We start from the raw sequence: 16,148 nt of genomic DNA on the forward strand, positions 1-16,148 counted from the left end.
TCTAGAGATAGGTCGCGAGCAGCTCCGCCTCCGCACGGAGCTGCTCCGCTCTGTCACCGGCGCCGTGCGCCTCCATGTCGCTCGCGGCCGCCCGCCGCTCGGCCTGCTCGGCCGCGATGATCGAACGGATGTCCTCGTCGCTCAGGTCGCGCCTGGAGGCCTCGGTCGCACCGACGCCGATCGCGGCTCCGGCGATCGGACCGTCTGTGGCGAGGGCCGTCTCCGTCACGGGCAGCGCCTCGGCGTTGGCGATGGCCGACAGCGTCGAGCGCAGCACCGTCGTGGCCGTGGTGTCGCGGGCCTTGCGGGCGTTGAGGAGGTCGGCTCGGAGGCGAGCCTGGAGGCCGGTCATGTGCGGGACCCTAGGTCTCCTGCCGGGGGAGGGGCAACCGGGTTTCGCGCCGGAAAACGCACGTGGCGCCGTCCCCCGAAGGGAACGGCGCCACATGGCGTACCAGCTGTGATCAGTGGCTGAGAGGCTCCTCGACCGCCGAGTGACGGTGGTCGTCGAAGTCGTGTCCGTCGACGACGTGACCCTCGTAGGCAGCCAGCTCGTGGGCCTCGTGCTCGGCGTGGTGGTGTGCCTCGCTGAGTTCCTCGGGGGTCGGCTTGTCCACGTCGTGGTCGTAGTAGAACGCCCGGAGCTTCGCGCGGAAGGTCGGCTTGCCGTTCTTCTTCAGCTCCGGCTCCTCGCCGGCCCGGCCGCGGTCGCGGACGGTCATGGCGAAGGCCTCGTCCGCGGGAAGCGGCAGGTGCTTCTCGTGGTAGGCGCCCTCCGGCGTACGGATGACCGTGCCGGTCTCGTAGCCGTGCAGCAGCTTCTCGTTGTCGTGACGCTGCAGCGAGATGCACCAACGACGCGTGATGATGAACGCCACGATCGGACCCAGGAACACGAACGCCCGCAGGAAGTAGGTGATCTGGTTGATCGAGAGGTCGAACTTGATCGCGATGATGTCGTTGCCGCCCGCGGCCCAGAAGCCCGCGTAGAACGTCATCAGCGCGACGAACGTGGCGGTGCGGGTCGGAGCGTTGCGCGGGCGCTGGAGCAGGTGGTGCTCGCGCTTGTCGCCGGTGATCCACGCCTCGATGAAGGGGAGCATCAGCACGACCATCCACGCCAGCATCGGCAGCACGATGACCGGGAAGAAGATGTTCCACGACCAGGTCGAGCCCCAGAAGTGCGACTCCCAGCCCGGCATGATGCGCAGCGCGCCGTCGGGCCAGCCCATGTACCAGTCAGGCTGCGAGCCCGCGGTGACCTTGGTCGGGTCGTAGGGACCGAACTTCCACACCGGGTTGAGCGAGAAGAACGCGCCGAGCAGGGCGGTCACACCGAAGGTGATGAAGAAGAAGCCGGTCATCTTGGAGATGTAGTTCGGCACCATCGGGTAGCCGACGACGTTCTTCTCGGTGCGGCCGGGTCCAGGCCACTGGGTGTGCTTGTGGTAGATCAGCAGGATCAGGTGGGCACCGATCAGCGCCAGCAGCAGCGCCGGGATCAGCAGCACGTGGATCGTGAACAGGCGTGGAATGATGTCGTCGCCTGGGAACTCGCCTCCGAACAGGAAGAACGAGATGTAGGTCCCGACGATGGGGATCGCCATCATGAACCCGTCCGCGGCCCGGATGCCGGTGCCGGAGAGCAGGTCGTCGGGCAGCGAGTAGCCGGTGAAGCCCTCGAGCGTGCCGAGCAGCAGCAGCGTCGCGCCGATGACCCAGTTGATCTCACGTGGCTTGCGGTGCGCGCCGGTGAAGAAGACGCGCATCATGTGGATCATCATCGAGGCGATGAAGAGCATCGCCGACCAGTGGTGGACCTGACGCAGCAGGAGGCCGCCACGGACGTCGAAGGAGATGTCCAGCGTCGAGGCCATCGCCTCGGACATGTCGATGCCGCGCAGCGGGGCGTAGGAGCCCTGGTAGGTGATCTCGGCCATCGACGGCTTGAACCACAGGGTCAGGAAGGTGCCGGTGACGAGCAGGACCACGAAGCTCCACAGCGCGATCTCGCCCAGCATGAACGACCAGTGGTCGGGGAAGATCTTGCGGGAGAGGAACTTGCTCAGACCGCCGATACCGAGGCGCTCGTCGGCCCAGTTGGCCGCCGCGCCCACCTTGGTCGGCTTGCCCGCCGGGGCAGCGGCTTCGGTGCCGTTGCTGGCGGCAACCTTGGACGTGTCGGTGCTCACTGGCCGCCCTCCTTGTAGCCGTACTGCTCAGCATCGGCGGCGTGGTCGGCTGACCAGTCGTCGAAGATCTCGTCGATGTCGTAGGTGTTGCGCTCCCAGTAGCTGACGCCCACAGGCTCAGGGTAGTCCGAGAGGGCAACCAGGTAGCCGTCCGCGTCGACGCCCAGGGGCAGCTGCGGAAGGTGCCGGCCGGCCGGGCCGAAGATGACCTTGCCGTGGTCGGCGAGGTCGAAGGTCGACTGGTGGCAGGGGCACAGCAGGTGGTGCGTGGTCCGCTCGTTCAGCGAGATCGGGCAACCGACGTGGGTGCAGATCTTAGAGTAGGCCACGATGCCGTCGACCGACCAGTTGCGGGTCACGTCGTGGGAGATGTCGTCGGGATCCATCCGCAGCAGGATGGTGGCCGCCTTCGACTTGGCGATCTGCAGCGGCGCGCCGTGCAGACTGCCGTCGAAGATCGTCGCCGGCTCGGCGTTGACCAGGTCACCGATCTCCAGGTCGCCCGGGCGGATCGGGGTGCCGACCACGTCGCGCACGACGCGGACGCCGGCGTCCCAGACGGTGTTCTCGAGACCGGCGCCGGGGTAGGGCTGCTCCCGGGTGATCTGCGCGTTGGTCTGGCCGAGGTCGCGGAGCATGACGATCGCGGGCAGACCGAGCAGGGCGGCCGAGCCGATCATCGCGTTGCGGATGAAGGGGCGGCGCGCCATGCCGGACTCGTTGAGCGCGGCCTTGAGCTCGGCGATGGCCACCTCGCGGGTCGCCGGCGAGGAAGCGGCCGGGTGCCGGTCCTCGGCGTGCTCGATGTCGACCACGAGCTTGCGGGCCCACTGGATGACGCCGATGCCGAGGAAGAGCAGGGCGAAGCCCAGGGTCGACCCCAGCGCCAGGTTGGAGGCGCCGTAGCCGGCCCAGACGTCTCCGTCGTAGCCGGGCTTGATCGCGAAGTAGGCGACCACGAACAGCACCGAGCAGATCGCGGAGAGAGCGAAGAAGAGGCTCACCTGCCGCTCGGCGCGCTTCTCCGCCTTGGGGTCGACGTCGGTGGGACGCCAGTGATGCTCGTGCATGCCCGGGTCGGGCAGCAGCGCGTCGGTGTGCGCGTTGAGCTCGGGGTGCGAGTCGTCGTGCTTCTCGATCTCGCTGAGGTCGCTGCTCACTTGGCAGATCCCTTCTTGGTCTGGTTGGTGCGCGTCGTGTGCGCGGCGATCCACACGGTGAAGGCCACCAGGACGCCGAGACCGACGACCCAGGCGACGATGCCCTCAGTCACCGGACCGAGCGCGCCGTTGTTGAAGCCGCCGTAGTCGGGCTGCTCCTTCATCGACTCGACGTAGGCGATGACGGCCTTCTTCTCCTCCGGGCTGATGTTGCCGTCGGAGAACGTGTCCATGGACTGCGGACCGGTCAGCATCGCCTGGTAGATGTGCCGCGGGTCGGTGTTGAGGATGCTCGGAGCCTCGCCGCCGCGCGGCATGGCGCCGCCGGCACCGGTGAAGTTGTGGCAGGCGGTGCAGTTGGTCAGGAAGATCTGACCACCGAGGGCGACCGCGGCCTCCCTCTCCTCCTCGGACTCGAAGGTGTCCGGGTCGTACTGCTCCCGGTCCGGGACAGCCGGGCCGGGGCCGAGGCTGGCGACGTAGGCCGCCATCGCGTCGATCTCGTCCTGGTTGAAGCTGGGGTCCTTGACCTCGACCTGGGCGCCGGGCTGGGCCATCGGCATCCGGCCGGTGCCGACCTGGAAGTCGACGGAGGCGGCACCGACACCGATCAGGGAGGGGCCGTAGAGCTTCCCGTTCTGGGTGGTGATGCCCTCACCGTTGGAGCCGTGGCAGGTGGAGCAGTTGATCATGAAGAGCTCTTTGCCCTCGGCGACGAGAGCGGCGTTGTCCTTCTCCACCTCGGCCTGGGAGGCCGGGGAGAAGATGGCGTAGAGCCCGCCGGTGCTCAACAGGGCGACCAGGAGCACGGCGGCACCGGCCAACGGGCGGCGACGGTGCCGCGACAGTCGACCGACGGAGCGGTTCAGGAGACGCACATTCAGTCCTTGGTCACTTGAGGAGGTAGATGGTCGCGAACAGGCCGATCCACACCACGTCGACGAAGTGCCAGTAGTAGGACACGACGATCGCGGAGACGGCCTGCTCGTGGGTGAAGCGCTTGGCGACGTAGGTCCGGCCGAGCACGAACAGGAAGGCGATCAGACCGCCGGTGACGTGCAGGCCGTGGAAGCCCGTCGTCAGGTAGAAGACCGAGCCGTACGGGTCGTCGGGACCGGTGATGCCGCGGTTGAGGGCGATGCCCTCCTGCACCAGGGCTGCGTACTCGGTCGCCTGGCCGGCGATGAAGACCGCGCCCATGAGGTAGGTGAGGATGAACCACTCACGCAGACCCCAGAGGCGGACCGCGAGCAGGGAGCCCTTGCGTCCGACCTGGCCACGCTCGGCGGCGAAGACGCCGAACTGGCAGGTGAACGACGACAGCACGAGGATGGTCGTGTTGACCGCCGCGAACGGGATGTTGAGCCCCTCGGTGTTGGCATGCCACTGCTCAGGGCTGACCGCGCGGATCGTGAAGTAGGCCGCGAACAGCGCCGCGAAGAACATCAGCTCGCTTGCGAGCCAGATGATCGTCCCCACGCTGACCATGCTCGGACGGTCATGATGCCCGTGCAGGCGGGCTGTTGGAAGAGTCGATACTGTCGCCACGCCCGCCATTATGTCCTGCCCCCTTCCCAGAGTCTTCTTGGGACCCTGTGTGTCGTGTTTCAGACCCGTGCTACACCCTTGAGACACCGCTCAGGATCAGGGTGTGACATCTGGCCTCAGAGCATGGTGTTGGCGCTAGCATCGGGGTGTGACCGACACCACCTCGAACTCACTGAAGATCCTCGTCTACAGCGACGACCTCGACGTCCGCAAGCAGGTGATCCTCGCTCTCGGACGCCGTCCGCACCCCTCCCTCCCGGAGGTGGAATACGTCGAGGTGGCCACCGAGCCGGCCGTGCGTGCGCAGCTCGATGCCGGAGGTCTCGCGCTGGCAGTGCTCGACGGGGAGGCCGCGCCGGCCGGCGGGCTGGGGATCGCGAAGGCGGTCAAGGACGAGGTGAAGGACGCTCCGCCGATCGTGGTCCTCATCGGTCGTCCTCAGGACGCGTGGCTCGGCACCTGGTCGCGTGCGGAAGCCACCGTGCCGCACCCGCTCGACCCGTTCGAGCTGGCCCGGACGGTCGTGGGACTGTTGCGGCCCGTTAACGTTGGCGCATGACGTCGGCGCCCAACTCCTGGCCAGAGGTCCTCACCACGTTGGTCGCGGGACAGTCGCTGTCCGCGCACCAGGCGGCATGGGCGATGGGGGAGATCCTCTCCGGCGAGGCGACACCCGCACAGGTCGCCGCCTTCGCGGTGGCGCTGCGGGCCAAGGGCGAGACCGTCGACGAGCTCGCCGGGGTCGCCGACGGCATGCTGGCCAAGGCCAACCCGATCTTCGTCCCCGGACGCGTGCTCGACATCGTCGGCACCGGTGGTGACCGGTCCTTCTCGGTCAACATCTCCACGATGTCGTCGATCGTCGCGGCCGGAGCCGGCGCCAAGGTCGTCAAGCACGGCAACCGGTCCGCCTCCTCCAAGTCCGGCTCGGCCGACGTGCTCGAGGCGCTCGGCATCCGGCTCGACCTCGACGTCTCGCGGGTCGGCGAGGTGGCCGAGGAGGCCGGGATCACCTTCCTGTTCGCCGCCGCCTTCCACCCCGCGATGCGCCACGCCGCGGCTGCGCGGCGTGAGATCGGCATCGCCACCGTCTTCAACCTGCTCGGCCCGCTGACCAACCCGGCCCGCCCCGCGTCCTCCGCGATCGGCTGCGCCGACGCCTCCGCCGCTCCGGTGATGGCCGGTGTCTTCGCCCGCCGAGGCACCGACGCCTGGGTCTTCCGTGGCGACGACGGCCTCGACGAGCTCACCACCACCACGACCTCGCACGTGTGGATGGTCTCTCAGGGTGTCGTCACCGAGGCGACCGTCGAGCCTCTCGACCACGGCATCGGCCGGGCCACTGCCGAGGACCTGCGTGGAGACGACGCCGCCTACAACGCTGCCGTCGTCCGGAGGCTGCTGGCGGGGGAGAAGGGCGCGGTGCGCGACGCGGTGCTGCTCAACGCGGGTGCTGCTCTCGCGGTCCACGACGCCGGGTCCGGCTCGGTCGACGAGCGGCTCTCCGGAGGGATCGCTCGGGCTGCCGAGTCGATCGACTCGGGAGCGGCGCAGGCTGTGCTCGAGCGGTGGGTCGCGGCTACGTCGCGGTGATCTAGATGATCACGGGCCGACTCGGCTGCACACGACGGGCTTCGCCCGTTAGTCCAGGCCGATCGAGAAGGCGGCTTCCAGGTCCACCTGGGAGTAGGTGCGGAAGGCGATGTGCGTCTCCGTCTCGAGCACGCCGGGGACCTTGTTGACCTTGTCGGCGACGACGACGGCCACGTCCTCGTGGGCGTGGACGCGCACCAGGGCGATCAGGTCGATCTGGCCGGTGACGGAGTAGACCTCGCTGACACCGTCGATGGCGGCCACGGCCTCGGCCACCTCGGGGATCTGGGAGACCTCGGCATTGATGAAGACGATCGCTGTGATCACGCAGGTCACGTTAGCGGATCCGCCTAGAGCGCCGCTGCCCGACGGCCCGCACCGCCGATCGGGCAGGTCCACTCGCCCTCGATATGGGCGAGGCGCACGCCGGGGGACTCCAGCCAGCGCAGCACCAGCTCGGTCTCCTCGGCGCTCGCGGCCGGCACCGGGCCGGGGGCATCCAGGACCGTCTCGGCGCTGAGCTGGAGGTCGGCGACGTAGGCGTGCGCGTTGGCCTCGCGCGGGATCACGCCGGCTGCGGCGAGCCGACCGTGTCGGACGACGTGGACTGCCCACCGGCCGTCGTCCTCGCGCCGGATCGCGGTGAGGTCGGGCAGCCGGGTCAGAGCGCTGAGCCGCTGGGTGCGGGCGGCCCCACGCAGGTAGGAGGTCAGCCGGTCGCGGTGGACGGCGGCCTCCTCGAACCGCTCCTGCTCGGCCAGGCCGGTGAGCCGCTCCGTGACCGTCTCGACCACCTCGTCGGGCCGGTGGAGCAGCGACTCGCGGACGCGGGCGACCAGCGCTGCGTACGTCTCGGCGGGGACGCTCTGGTCGCACGGGCTCAGACAGCGGTGGAGCTCGGCGAGGACGCACGGGGTGCGCCGCGGGAGCAGTGGAAGCCGGTCGGAGCACTGCCGGATCGGGAAGGTGTCGTGCAGCGCCTGGAGCGCCTTCTCGGCGACCTTCTTGGAGCCGAACGGACCCAGATAGTCGGCATCGTCGTCGAGCACCTGCTTGACCAGGCTGAGCCGCGGCCAGGGTTCGCGGGTGAGCTTGACGAAGTGCATCTTCTCCGGGCGGCGCGAGCGGCGGTTGTAGGGCGGCTTGTGCTCGCCGATGAGCCGCAGCTCGCGCACGCCAGCCTCGAGCGCCGTCGCGCACTCGATGCCCTGGACGGTCGCGGCCAGTCCCACCATCTCGCCCATCCGGGAGCGGGTCTCGGAGGCGGTGAAGTAGGTGCGTACGCGGGTCCGGAGGTCCTTCGAGGTGCCGATGTAGAGCACCCGGCCCTTCTCGTCCTTGAACAGGTAGACCCCGGGGGCGTGCGGCAGGTCCTCGGCCAGATGACGCTTCTTGCGCTGGGCGGTGGTGACCTTGGCCGAGAAGACGGCCAGGTCCTCGAGGGTCTGCACGCCGATGTTGCCGAGGCGCTCCAACATCCCGTGGAGGACGTCGACAGTGGCCCGGGCGTCGTGGAGGGCACGGTGGTCGGGGGTCGTGGGCGATCCGAAGACCCGGGCGAGCGAGCCGAGCTTGTGGTTGGGCGCCTCGTCCCTGGTGACCACCCGACGAGCGATCTTCACCGTGTCGAGCACCTCGAAACGGGGCCAGGGCCGTTCCTGCTTCGCCGCGAAGTGCTTGAGGAAGCCGATGTCGAAGGGGGCGTTGTGGGCCACCAGCACGCAGCCCTCGGCGAACTCGAGGAACGCCGGGAGCACCGACTCGATGGTGGGGGAGGATGCGACCATCGAGTTGGTGATCCCGGTCAGCACGGCGATCGAGGGCGGGATGCCGACGTGCGGGTTGACCAGGGTCTGGAACTCGCCCAGCACCTCGCCGCCCCGCACCTTCACGGCACCGACCTCGGTGATCATCCCGCCGTTGTCGGGGCTGTTGCCGGTGGTCTCCAGGTCGACCACGCAGAAGGTGAGGTCGCGCAGCGGCCGGCCGAGCTCGTCGAAGCCGCGCTGGGCCTCCCAGCGGCCCGTGGCCTGCTCGTGCTGGCGTCGGGCGACGGCCCGGGCGCGCATCTCCTTTCGCGCCTCACGAACCGCCGCACTGCCCATGCGAACACACTAGCGAATGCCGCCGACAGTTCTGTTGGCGATTGCTTCGCAATTCGCGCAGCGCCTCCGCTTGATCCTCGTCTTCCTCCGCTCCGTTCGTCGCTGCGCTCCTCTCTGCGCTGCGTCCAGACGAGGGACGCTCCGGCGCTGTACTGGTGGCGATTGCTTCGCAATTCGCGCAGCGCCTGCGCTTGATCCTCGTCTTCCTCCGCTCCGACGCTGGGGTCAGCCCAGCAGGGGCGAGAGGGAGGAGAGCGGGACGGTGCGGGCGCCGGCGCGGCGTACGTCCTTGACGATCTCGGCGTCGTCGGTGGCCACCAGGATGATGCGGCCGGCGGGCTCGGCATCGACGAGGTCGCGGATGACGTCGTCGGCGATGACGCCCTCGGGGGAGAAGAGGACCTTGACGCCGCGCGGAGGCACGGCGGTGGGGCGTACAGATGCCGAGTGGGCGTCGAAGACGACGGTCGTCTCGGCACCGGTGCGGGCGGCGATGGGCGCGATCGACCGCAGCAGCCGCAGCCGCTGCGCATCGAGTGCGGAGTCGGGCCACAGGGCCTTGGAGACGTTGTAGCCGTCCACGATCAGCCGGACCCGCGGCATCGCCAGGAACTGCTCGAGATGGGCGCTGCTGGTGACCCCGGCACCGGCGGCGGCGTCCGCGCCGGCCAGCTCGGCCTCCACGCGCTCGCCCGGCGTGCCGGTGACCGGTGGCAGCGCGAGCTCGCGCCGGAGCCCGCCCGCGGCGTCGAGCAGGGTGTCGAGCAGGAACCGGGCCCGCAGCGAGGCGTCGTCGCGGTCCGCCTTGGACGTACGCCGCTCCGCGGCCGCCTCGCGCTCGAGCTTGTCGATCTGGCTGCGGAGCTGGCGCAGCTGGCGGTCGCGTGCGGCGATCTCGTCCTCCGCGCGGGCGAGCGCCGTGCGGGCCTCGGTCAGAGCCTCGTCGAGGCCGGTCCCCGCCTCGCGGGCAGCGGCCCGGGCCTCACCGAGCTTGCGTCTCAGGGCGGTGTTGTCGGCCTTGAGGTCGTCGAGGCGGGCCTTGCGGTCGGCCCGCACCTCACGGATCTCGTCCTCGGCCGCGGCGAGCTTGGCGCGCAGGCGGGCGACCTCGGCGTCGACGGCCGGCACCGCGGCGGCGTCGAGACGGTCCAGGGCCTCCTTGAGCGAGACCTCCCAGCCGTCGGGGCGCACGAGCCAGAGGACGGCGGCCGCCTCGGCCGGATCCTCGGGCGGGGTGAGATCGTCGGGGGAGCCCTCGGTGACGTAGGCGGCCCGGAGCTGGCTCCCGATCCTCTCCCGCACCTCCTCGTCGCCCTCGAGCACCGAGGCGATCATCGCGCCGCCGGCCTTGGCGCGCCGGGCGGGCGCGAAGTCGGCGATCCGCTTGAGCGCGGGAGGGAGGCGCGCGACGTCGGGAAGGACCCCGGCGGTGAGCGCGACGATGCGTCCCCGGACCGTGTCGGGGAGCGTCGCGTACGCGGAGACCTCCATGCTCCAAGTGTAGGGACCCGGTCCGCGATCGCCGCCTGGAATACCGTGCTGCGATGGTGATGACACGCCGCACGCAACCGCACGGAAGCAAAAATGTCGGTGCTCGGTGAGACCGTCACGACATGGCGACGAGAATCGACTGTGACACCTGCCTCGTGCGGGGACTGGCGTGCCACGACTGCGTGGTCACTGTGCTCCTGGGCCCGCCCCCGGAGCTGACCATCGAGGACGACGAGCGCCGGGCGCTCGACGTGCTGGCCGATGGTGGACTGATCCCGCCTCTGCGAATGGTGGAAGGGATGTAGACGAACTTTTGGGCGTGGGTGGTTGGCAGGTGGGGGACGGCGTCGGCTAGTGTGCGCAGGGACTTGGCGCCCGTGGAAGTGGGTCAACCGGCCCACGCGGGAGCCGCGCTTAGTCCTGGTCCGCTTCAGGGCGGGCCAGGAGCCGGGGAACCACACCGGTCGTACGCCGCAACATGGGGTCCGACCACCTGGGGTGCATCCGCCGCAAGGGCGATCCGGGAGACCGGGTCGAGGAGCGGTGGTAGGGCAGGTCGTGCCTGAACCCGTCAGCTCACCCGGTAGGCGTCAACGACTACACAAGGAGACCGTCCGCTCGTGACACGCGACCGGAAGCGACTCATTGCCGGTGCAGCCGGCATTGCCGCCATCGGCGTCGCCGGGATCATTCCCGCCGCGACCCCCGCCCAGGCCGACCCAGACATCGACGACGTTCGCAAGAAGGTCGACAAGCTCTACACGCAGGCCGAGGCTGCCAACGAGGACTACAGCAACGCCAAGCTGCGGCTGCAGGACATCAAGGACCAGCTCGAGGACCTCACTGCTGACGAGAAGCGCCAGAGCAAGGAGCTCGACAAGATCCGCGCCGAGCTCCGCGACTCCGTGCTGCGGCAGTTCGAGGGCTCCGACGTCTCTGCCGTCGGCCAGGTGATCACCTCCGACGACCCGCAGGAGTTCCTCGCCGGGCTCTCCACCGTCTCGTCCTACAACGCGCTGCAGGCCGATCTGCTGGCTCGCTACAACACCGAGGCAGAGGCCCTCCAGGTGCGCCGCGAGGCCACCGAGGAGCGCAAGGCCGAGATGGCCAAGGTCAAGACGACCATGCAGAAGAAGAAGAGCGAGATCGACAAGAAGTACGAGGCGGCGCAGGCCGAGCTCGACGAGCTCGAGGCCGACGAGCTGGAGGAGTTCAAGGCCGCCGGTGCGGGCGCGGGCATCCCGTCCAACTTGCCGCCGCCCTCGGGCCGCGCCAAGATCGCCGTCGACTACGCCCTCGCTCAGGTCGGCGACGCCTACTCCTACGGTGCCACCGGCACCGCGGCGTGGGACTGCTCCGGCCTCACCATGGGCGCTTGGGGCGAGGCAGGTGTCGGGCTCCCGCACTCCTCCTCGGCGCAATACAGCAGCGGACCCCAGGTCTCGCGCGACCAGCTCGCCCCCGGTGACCTGGTCTTCTACTACAGCCCGATCAGCCACGTCGGCATCTACATCGGCAACGGCATGATCGTGCACGCGTCCAACCCGAGCACCGGTGTGAAGGTCTCCCCGATGGACGAGATGCCCTACACGGGCGCCGTCCGCCCGGGGTGAGTTTGACCCAGGACCCTGAAGAGGCCGATCGTTCGCAGGTGCGAACGGTCGGCTCTCTTCTTTCCCGCCGGGTCCTGATCGGGACCGGGCTCGTGCTGGTGATGCTGCTCGCCGGGTTCGTCGGGTGGCGGCTGACCGGCGGGGGCGAGTACGTCGCGCCCACCCCGACCGCTGCGCCGGTCGTGCGCGCCGACACCGAAGCCGCCCGCGCCTCGCTGGAGCAGCTCGTCACCGGCGTACGTGAGGGGGCGGCACCCGACGGCGAGGGTGCTGCCGCGGTGGCGGTGCGCAACGCGCACGCCATCGGCGTCGAGGACGTCACCGCGACGTACGTCGCCGAGTCCGGCAACGTGGCGCCGGACGGCTCCTGGACGGCCGACGTCGAGATGTCCTGGCGTACTCCCGGCGACCCGGTGCTGACCGAGGAGCTGAAGGTCGGCTTCGACGCCGACGGCGCGATCACCGGGTTCTCGGCGAGCCAGGGCACCCGGGCCCCGTTGTGGCTGAGTGGGCCGGTGGAGGTGCGCCGCACCGGCTCCACCCTCGTGGTCGTCCAGGCCTCGGCCGACGTGGCCGACCGCTACGCCGAGCTGGCCGCCACTGCGGTCACCGAGGTCCGCAAGGTCGTCGACTGGGACGACCCGCGCCTCGTCCTCGAGGTGCCGGCCAACGGGCTCGACACCGCCCTGGGGGCCCAGCAGGGCACCTACGCCGCCGTCGCCGCGGTCACGGCGACCGTCGACGGGTCCATGAAGGCCGGAACCCCGTTGCACGTGTGGGTCAACCAGGACGTCATCGGCGACCTGGACGCACCGGGCGCACAGGTGGTGATCACCCACGAGGCGACGCACGCGGCCACCGACGCGCCCACCAACACCCACCGGCCGATGTGGCTGGTCGAGGGCTTCGCCGACTACGTCGCGCTCCGGGACACCGCCCTCCCGTTGAGCAAGACCGCCGGCCAGATCCTCGCCCAGGTCCGCGAGAACGGCCCTCCTGAGCACCTGCCGGGCAAGGCCGAGTTCAACACTCGCTCGGAGCACTTCGGGGCCGAGTACGAAGCCGCCTGGCTGGCCTGCGAGGTCCTCGCCGACGCGGGCGGCGAGCAAGCCCTGGTCGACCTCTATGAGGACACCGGCCGCGGAATCGGTCTCGAGAAGGCCCTGCAAGCGAGCTTCGGCTTCGGAGAGGACGAGCTCACCGCCCGCTGGCGGACCCATCTGTCAGACTCTGCTCGATGACTGGGGCGAAATGAGCGAGCGTCAGCGAGTGAACCATGCATACGACACACCGCCGCGTCCGTATCCTGGCGCTTGCGCTACGGGGGTGGCGGTGTGATCACCACGAGGCGTACGTCCTGGGTCGTTCTCGTCCTCGGAGCGGTCTCGTTCGTGGTGCTGGCGTGGCTGCTGATTCCGTGGCACCCCTACCCGGGCGGTGCGCTCGAGCTCCCCGACGAGCGTGACGTGTTCACGCCCGAGGAGCTGGAGCGGATGCTGGCCTACTCCGGCACCGCCCGCTGGATCAGCAGGGCCTCGCTCGTCGTCTCGCTCGCGGTCGCCTGCGTGCTGGGGTTCACCTCGCTCGGTCGTCGTCTGGTGGCGCGGCTGCGCGGACCGTGGCTGCTCCGAGTGGTGCTCGCGGTCGCCGTGGTCACGCTCCTCGGCTGGATCGCGACGCTGCCGTTCGGGGTGGCGATCCACCGCCTGCAGGTGCGTTACGGGCTCTCCAGGCAGGACTGGGGCCCCTGGCTCACCGACTCGCTGCTCAACCAGGTCGTCGGCATCCTGACCACGTCCCTGGCGCTGCTCGCCCTCTTCGCCTGCATCCGTCTGGGCGGGCTCTGGCCTGCCCTCGCCGCCGGTCTGGTCGCGGTCCTGGTGGTGCTCGGCTCGTTCGTCTACCCGGTCGTCATCGAGCCGCTGTTCAACGACTTCGAGCCGCTCCAGCGCGGTCAGCTCCGCACCGAGGTGATGGCGATCGCGGAGCGCGAGGGCGTCGATCTCGACGATGTGCTGGTGGTCGACGCCTCCCGGCGGACGACCTCGCTCAATGCGTACGTCACCGGCTTCGGCTCCACCCGCCGGGTCGTCCTCTACGACAACCTCGTCGACTCCCAGCGGGGCGCAGCCGCACGCGGAGCGGTCCTCTCCGTCGTCGCCCACGAGCTCGCCCACGCCAAGCACGACGACGTCCTGGTCGGGACGGTCATCGGGGCCGCCGGCGCGGTCACCGGCGTCGGTCTGCTGGGACTGCTGCTGTCCTACCGCCGCCGGGAGGAGTACGCCACCCCCGAGGGCATCCCGATGCTGCTGGCGATCTTCGCGCTGGCGAGCGTGCTGGCCATGCCCGTCCAGAACGGCCTCAGCAGGCAGGTCGAGATCCGGGCCGACGTCGACGCGCTCCATGCCACCGGCGACCTGGAGTCGTTCACGCGGCTGCAGCACTCCCTCGGCGTACGCTCGCTCTCCGACCCGTCGCCGCAGGCCTGGTCGCAGTGGTGGTTCGGGTCGCACCCGACGACGTTGCAGCGCATCGCGATCGCCCATCGGGTGCTGGATTAACCGCCGAGTCGGCGCATCCGACCCCTCTGGCTCGCTTCGCTTCGCCAGGCACGGGGTCAGATGCGCCGACTCGGCGCCACCAGAACTACTTCGCGTAGAGCGCGTCGACCTCGTGGCTGAACTCGCGCATGACCACGTTGCGCTTGAGCTTGAGGCTGGGGGTGAGCTGGCCACCCTCCTCGGTCCAGGAGTCGGGGATGATCACGAACTTGCGGATCGACTCGGCCTTCGAGACCGCCTTGTTGGCGTCGTCGACGGCGCTCTGGATCGCGGCGCGCAGGTCCTCGTCCTCGACGAGGGCGTTGATGTCGGCGGGCTTGCCGTTGGCCTCGGCCCAGGTGGGCAGGGCCTCGGGGTCGATCGTGACGATCGCGCCGATGAACGGCTGGCCGTCGCCGACGACGATGCACTGGTCGACGAGCACGTGAGCGCGGAGACGGTCCTCGAGGACGGCAGGGGCGACGTTCTTGCCGCCGGCCGTGACCAAGATCTCCTTCTTGCGGCCGGTGATCTTGACGAAGCCCTCGTCGTCGACCTCGCCGAGGTCGCCGGAGTGGAACCAGCCCTCCGCGGTCTTCGCCTCGGCGGTGGCCTGCGGGTTCTGCCAGTACTCCTTGAGCACCTGGCCGCCCTTGAAGAGCAGCTCGCCGTCGTCGGCGACGCGCACCGAGGTGCCGGGCAGCGGTCGCCCGACGGTGCCGATCTTGAACGCCTCGGGCAGGTTGACCGTGAGCGCGGCGGTCGTCTCGGTGAGGCCGTAGCCCTCCAGGACGGTGACGCCGATGCCGCGGTAGAAGTGGCCCAGGCGCTCGCCGAGCGGCGCGCCGCCGGAGACCGCGTAGGAGCAGTTGCCGCCGAGCGCGGCCAGCAGCTTGCCGTAGACGAGCTTGGAGAACAGCTTGTGCTTGGCGGTGAGCAGGAAGGAGGCCCTGCCGGTCTCGGTGGCGCGGGAGTAATCGATCGCGACCTCGGTCGCCAGGTCGAAGATCTTGCCCTTGCCGTCGGCGACCGCCTTCTGCGAAGCGGTGTTGTAGACCTTCTCGAAGACCCGCGGCACCGCCAGCACGAAGGTCGGCTGGAAGGTGCCGAGGTCGGCGACGAGGTTCTTGATGTCGGGGGTGTGGCCGAGCCGGGTGCGCGACTTGATGCAGCCGATCTGGATGATCCGGGCGAAGACGTGCGCGAGCGGCAGGAAGAGCAGCGTGCTGCGGCCCTCGAAGGTGAACAGGTCGTCGAGCGAGTCGACGACGACGCCGAGCTCGAACATGAAGTTGCCGTGGGTGAGCACGCAGCCCTTCGGGCGTCCGGTGGTGCCGGAGGTGTAGATCAGCGTCGCGGTGTCATCGGGGGTGACCGCGCTGCGGCGGGCCTCGAGCTGTTCGTCGGTGATGTCGGTGCCGAGCTTGACCAGCAGGTCGACGGCGTTGTCACTGATCGACCAGACGTTGTTGAGCGAGGTGCAGCCGGCGCGCACCTCGCTGATCCGGCTGACGTGGCCGGCGTCCTCGGCGATGATCGCCACGGTCTCGGAGTCCTGGAGGATCCACTCGATCTGCTCGGCCGAGGAGGTCTCGTAGATCGGCACGGTCGTCGCCCCGGCGAACCAGATCGCGTAGTCGATCAGCGTCCACTCGTAGCGCGTCTTCGAGAGCAGCGCGACCCGGTCCCCAGCGCCGACACCCGCTGCGATCAGGCCCTTGGCCACCGCCGAGACCTCACCGAGGAACTGCGCGGCGGTGACGTCCACCCAGCCATCGGGGCCTGGGCGGCTGAGGACGGCCACCTCGGGCGCCTCGGCGGCGTTGCGCACGACATCGTCGGTCAGGTTGCCGGTGGGGGGAACAACGTACGTCGCGGGCGTGGAGAACTCGCGCACAAGGGC

At 69.6% G+C, this 16,148-nt stretch carries 15 protein-coding genes and 1 riboswitch; of the genes, 6 read left to right on the top strand and 9 right to left on the bottom strand.

Annotated features, from left to right (window positions below; translation table 11 throughout):
- Position 1 precedes the first annotated feature (1 nt).
- From WBG06_RS19320 to ctaE, 5 genes are all read right to left on the bottom strand, one after another.
- Positions 2–352 carry a hypothetical protein gene (locus WBG06_RS19320; protein WP_336738593.1) on the bottom strand — a complete coding sequence of 117 codons (351 nt, stop codon included), beginning with the start codon at positions 350–352 and terminating at the stop codon, positions 2–4.
- Positions 353–464: 112 nt separating this feature from the next.
- Positions 465–2,192, bottom strand: a complete 1,728-nt coding sequence (qcrB, locus tag WBG06_RS19325; RefSeq protein WP_336738594.1) for a cytochrome bc1 complex cytochrome b subunit — start codon at positions 2,190–2,192, stop codon at positions 465–467.
- Complete coding sequence (gene qcrA, locus WBG06_RS19330; protein ID WP_336738595.1) at positions 2,189–3,352, bottom strand: cytochrome bc1 complex Rieske iron-sulfur subunit; 1,164 nt, start codon at positions 3,350–3,352, stop codon at positions 2,189–2,191. The genes qcrB and qcrA overlap by 4 nt, the downstream gene beginning before the upstream one ends.
- Positions 3,349–4,230: a cytochrome bc1 complex diheme cytochrome c subunit gene (gene qcrC / locus WBG06_RS19335; RefSeq protein WP_336738596.1), complete on the bottom strand. Its 882-nt coding sequence runs from the start codon at positions 4,228–4,230 to the stop codon at positions 3,349–3,351. Before qcrC ends, qcrA begins: the two co-directional genes overlap by 4 nt.
- 13 nt (positions 4,231–4,243) lie before the next feature.
- Positions 4,244–4,909 (bottom strand): aa3-type cytochrome oxidase subunit III, encoded by a 666-nt coding sequence (ctaE, locus tag WBG06_RS19340; protein WP_336738597.1) that lies wholly within the window; start codon positions 4,907–4,909, stop codon positions 4,244–4,246.
- Positions 4,910–5,048: 139 nt separating this feature from the next.
- Here ctaE and WBG06_RS19345 point away from each other — a divergent pair, with 139 nt between their 5' ends.
- Together WBG06_RS19345 and trpD are read left to right on the top strand one after the other, a co-directional pair.
- A complete protein-coding gene (locus WBG06_RS19345) occupies positions 5,049–5,459 on the top strand; it encodes an Rv3143 family two-component system response regulator (protein ID WP_336738598.1) in 411 nt (136 codons plus the stop codon).
- Positions 5,456–6,493, top strand: a complete 1,038-nt coding sequence (gene trpD / locus WBG06_RS19350) for an anthranilate phosphoribosyltransferase (RefSeq protein ID WP_336738599.1) — start codon at positions 5,456–5,458, stop codon at positions 6,491–6,493. Before WBG06_RS19345 ends, trpD begins: the two co-directional genes overlap by 4 nt.
- Before the next feature lie 48 nt (positions 6,494–6,541).
- Here trpD and WBG06_RS19355 read toward each other — a convergent pair whose 3' ends face one another.
- From WBG06_RS19355 to WBG06_RS19365, 3 genes are all read right to left on the bottom strand, one after another.
- Positions 6,542–6,820 carry an Lrp/AsnC family transcriptional regulator gene (locus WBG06_RS19355; RefSeq protein ID WP_336738600.1) on the bottom strand — a complete coding sequence of 93 codons (279 nt, stop codon included), beginning with the start codon at positions 6,818–6,820 and terminating at the stop codon, positions 6,542–6,544.
- Between the two features lie 23 nt (positions 6,821–6,843).
- Positions 6,844–8,598, bottom strand: a complete 1,755-nt coding sequence (locus WBG06_RS19360) for a DEDD exonuclease domain-containing protein (protein WP_336738601.1) — start codon at positions 8,596–8,598, stop codon at positions 6,844–6,846.
- Positions 8,599–8,823: 225 nt separating this feature from the next.
- On the bottom strand, positions 8,824–10,089 hold the full coding sequence (locus WBG06_RS19365; protein ID WP_336738602.1) for an NYN domain-containing protein: 1,266 nt from the start codon (positions 10,087–10,089) through the stop codon (positions 8,824–8,826).
- Positions 10,090–10,211: 122 nt separating this feature from the next.
- Here WBG06_RS19365 and WBG06_RS19370 point away from each other — a divergent pair, with 122 nt between their 5' ends.
- The 4 genes from WBG06_RS19370 to WBG06_RS19385 all read left to right on the top strand — a co-directional run bounded on the left by WBG06_RS19370 (position 10,212) and on the right by WBG06_RS19385 (position 14,266).
- Positions 10,212–10,394, top strand: a complete 183-nt coding sequence (locus WBG06_RS19370; RefSeq protein ID WP_336738603.1) for a hypothetical protein — start codon at positions 10,212–10,214, stop codon at positions 10,392–10,394.
- A gap of 96 nt (positions 10,395–10,490) precedes the next feature.
- Positions 10,491–10,694: riboswitch (cyclic di-AMP (ydaO/yuaA leader) on the top strand.
- 15 nt (positions 10,695–10,709) lie between these two features.
- Positions 10,710–11,702 (top strand): C40 family peptidase, encoded by a 993-nt coding sequence (locus tag WBG06_RS19375; protein ID WP_336738604.1) that lies wholly within the window; start codon positions 10,710–10,712, stop codon positions 11,700–11,702.
- A 38-nt stretch (positions 11,703–11,740) separates the two neighbouring features.
- Positions 11,741–12,943: a hypothetical protein gene (locus WBG06_RS19380; RefSeq protein WP_336738605.1), complete on the top strand. Its 1,203-nt coding sequence runs from the start codon at positions 11,741–11,743 to the stop codon at positions 12,941–12,943.
- 93 nt (positions 12,944–13,036) lie between these two features.
- Entirely contained in the window at positions 13,037–14,266 is a 1,230-nt protein-coding gene (locus WBG06_RS19385) for a M48 family metalloprotease (protein WP_336738606.1), read from the top strand.
- A gap of 85 nt (positions 14,267–14,351) precedes the next feature.
- Here WBG06_RS19385 and WBG06_RS19390 read toward each other — a convergent pair whose 3' ends face one another.
- Positions 14,352–16,142, bottom strand: a complete 1,791-nt coding sequence (locus tag WBG06_RS19390; RefSeq protein WP_336738607.1) for an AMP-dependent synthetase/ligase — start codon at positions 16,140–16,142, stop codon at positions 14,352–14,354.
- Positions 16,143–16,148 lie beyond the last annotated feature (6 nt).

Origin of the sequence: Nocardioides sp. CCNWLW239 (genome assembly GCF_037137035.1) — a bacterium.
Taxonomy (GTDB): Bacteria; Actinomycetota; Actinomycetes; order Propionibacteriales; family Nocardioidaceae; genus Nocardioides.